The organism is Bradyrhizobium sp. STM 3809, from assembly GCF_000239795.1.
Lineage (GTDB): Bacteria > Pseudomonadota > Alphaproteobacteria > Rhizobiales > Xanthobacteraceae > Bradyrhizobium.
The window spans coordinates 1-2,622 of record NZ_CAFJ01000372.1; the positions used below are offsets into that span (position 1 = coordinate 1).

Annotated in this window: 3 protein-coding genes and 1 pseudogene; all 4 read left to right on the plus strand. The window is 65.0% G+C overall.

Going from position 1 to position 2,622, the window contains the following annotated elements:
• Nucleotides 1-107 precede the first annotated feature (107 nt).
• On the plus strand, nt 108-602 hold the full coding sequence (gene fliL / locus BRAS3809_RS19200) for a flagellar basal body-associated protein FliL (protein ID WP_008963728.1): 495 nt from the start codon (nt 108-110) through the stop codon (nt 600-602).
• Nucleotides 603-621: 19 nt separating this feature from the next.
• Nucleotides 622-1,824, plus strand: coding sequence for a flagellar motor switch protein FliM (gene fliM / locus BRAS3809_RS19205; RefSeq protein ID WP_008963729.1), 1,203 nt, complete (start codon nt 622-624; stop codon nt 1,822-1,824).
• Nucleotides 1,821-2,300 (plus strand): DUF6468 domain-containing protein, encoded by a 480-nt coding sequence (locus BRAS3809_RS19210; RefSeq protein ID WP_008963730.1) that lies wholly within the window; start codon nt 1,821-1,823, stop codon nt 2,298-2,300. The genes fliM and BRAS3809_RS19210 overlap by 4 nt, the downstream gene beginning before the upstream one ends.
• A pseudogene (locus BRAS3809_RS19215) lies at nt 2,297-2,622 on the plus strand (flagellar protein FlbB); the annotation flags it as partial. The gene BRAS3809_RS19210 and the pseudogene BRAS3809_RS19215, both read left to right, overlap by 4 nt.

A 2,622-nucleotide genomic window follows, 5' to 3' on the forward strand; every position in this document is an offset into this window, starting at 1 on the left:
TTCCCTAAACGAAGCGCAGATGCGCTGGGAGCGTTGGTTTCGCGTCATCGAGCTTTCTGGCGGCATCGGTTGGCTTCCCGTGATTTTGTCTGGGGACACCGAAGGCCATGGCTGAGAACGAAGGCGGAGCAGGCGAAGGCGAGGAGCAAGTCGGCTCGCCGAAGAGCAAGCTCAAGCTGATCATCATGATCGTCGGTGCGCTGGCGCTGCTCGGCGTCGGCGGCGCGTCCTATTTCTTCTTCTTCGGCCAGAAGAAGGACGAGCATCATGCCGAGGCGGCGCCGGCGCCGAAGCCGCCGGCCTTCGTCGAGGTCCCCGATCTCCTGGTCAACCTGGTCGGCAATCCCGGCGATCGCGTCCAGTACCTGAAGGTGAAGATCGTGCTCGAGGTGAAGGAGGAGAAGCAGATCGAGCACATCAAGCCGACGCTGCCGCGCGTCACGGACATCTTCCAGACGTATTTGCGCGAGCTCAGGCCGAGCGACCTCAACGGCTCGGCGGGCCTGTTCAGGCTCAAGGAGGAGCTCACCAAGCGGGTCAACGTCGCGCTGGCGCCCAACCAGGTCAACGCGGTGTTGTTCAAGGAAATCGTGATTCAGTAAGGCACGGACGCGCAAGATCATGGCAGGCAACGATCCAGTCGACCAAGATGCGATAGCCGCGCAATGGGAAGCCTCGCTCGATTCGGAGGATCCCGCGGAGGCCGCGGAAGCCGCAGCAGCTAACGAACTCACGGAATCGATGGCCCTGCAATGGGCCGCGATGGTCGAGGACGGCAGCCGCGATTTCGGCGCCACCAAGAACGGCGGCGAGCGGGTGCTGTCGCAGGAGGAGATCGACAATCTCCTCGGCTTCACCGCAGGCGAGGTCAATCTCGACGACCATTCCGGCATTCGCGCCATCATCGATTCGGCGATGGTGTCCTACGAGCGCCTGCCGATGCTCGAAATCGTCTTCGACCGCCTGGTGCGGCTGATGACGACGTCGCTGCGCAACTTCACCTCCGACAACGTCGAAGTCTCGCTTGACCGCATCACTTCGGTGCGCTTCGGCGACTACATGAACTCGATCCCGCTGCCGGCCGTGCTCTCCGTTTTCAAGGCCGAGGAGTGGGAGAATTTCGGCCTCGCGATGGTCGACTCGACGCTGATCTATTCCATCATCGACGTGCTGCTCGGCGGCCGCCGCGGCAACACCCAGCTCCGCGTCGAGGGCCGCCCCTACACGACGATCGAGACCAATCTCGTCAAGCGCCTGATCGAGGTGGTGCTGGCCGACGCCGAGCAGGCGTTCCGGCCGCTGTCGCCGGTGCGCTTCACCATCGACCGGCTCGAGACCAATCCGCGCTTCGCGGCGATCAGCCGGCCCGCCAACGCGGCGATCCTGGTGAAGCTGCGGATCGACATGGAAGACCGCGGCGGCAATATCGAGCTGCTGCTGCCCTACGCGACGATCGAGCCGATCCGGCCGGTGCTGTTGCAGATGTTCATGGGCGAGAAGTTCGGTCGCGATCCGGTCTGGGAAGGCCATTTCGCCACCGAGATCGCCAGGGCCGAGGTCGCCGTCGACGCGGTGCTCTACGAGGCCGACGTGCCGCTGAAGCAATTGATGCGGCTGAAGGTCGGCGACACCCTGCCGCTCGACATCCGCCCGGATGCGCTGGTCGCGGTCCGCTGCGGCAACACGATGCTGACGGAGGGACGCATGGGCCGGGTCGGCGACCGCGTCGCGATCCGTGTCACCAAGAATTTGCGCAAGCCGCATACGACGCTTGCGATGTTCGAAGGCGCCGAAAGCCAGAACAAGATGATGGAGGCCCAATGAACCACTCGCTCGGATTGATCATCGAAAGCCTGGTGGCGGTCCTGCTGGTCTTGACCATCGGCTATTGCATGCTGCTGAACAGCCGGCTGAAGCGCCTGAAGGCCGACGAGCATTCGCTCAAGGCCGTCATCGCCGAGCTGATCACCGCGACCGAGATCGCCGAGCGCGCGATCGGCGGGCTGAAGCTCGCGGTGCGCGACGTCAACGACAATCTCGGCAATCAGCTCGCCGCCGCGACCCAGATGTCGGATCAGCTGCGCAAGCAGCTCGCCGAGAGCGACGGCGTGGTACGCCGGCTGTCGCGGATCGCGAGCGCTGCGCGTCCGATCACCGCGCCGGAAGCCGCGCCCGAGCCGGCACCCGCGCCTGTGCCCGCGATCACGACCGAACCGGTGCGAGTCTCCGGCGCCAAGGCGGTGGCCGCGGCCGCGCAGGCCTTCTCTGAACGTCGAAGGACCGGTGGCCTCGCCGCATGAATGCGTTCCGTAACATCCGCGTCATTCCCGTTGTCCTGATCGCGGTGGCCTGCCTTGCGGTCCTGAAGGTGGCCGGCCTCGTGATCGATGGCGGCTACGTGTTCGACTACGACCCGCAATCCTCCAAGCGGTCCTGGGCCCAGGAGAACCTGGGCTATCCGGGGCGCGAGGACAATGACATCGTCACCGGCTCGACCCACGGCGAGCCGAAGGAGAAGAAGGAGGAGGCGCCGAAGCCCGCCGCGCCCGACACCAAGCCGGACGGCATCGTGATCAAGCCGGAGGAGAACCAGCAGCAGGTCTCGCCGGCGGAGAAGGCGAT

What these genes read in the sequence shown, in the direction of transcription:
- fliL (WP_008963728.1), top strand. Translation starts at nt 108, where the DNA reads ATGGCTGAGAACGAAGGCGGAGCAGGCGAAGGCGAGGAGCAAGTCGGC.
- fliM (WP_008963729.1), top strand. Translation starts at nt 622, where the DNA reads ATGGCAGGCAACGATCCAGTCGACCAAGATGCGATAGCCGCGCAATGG.
- BRAS3809_RS19210 (WP_008963730.1), top strand. Translation starts at nt 1,821, where the DNA reads ATGAACCACTCGCTCGGATTGATCATCGAAAGCCTGGTGGCGGTCCTG.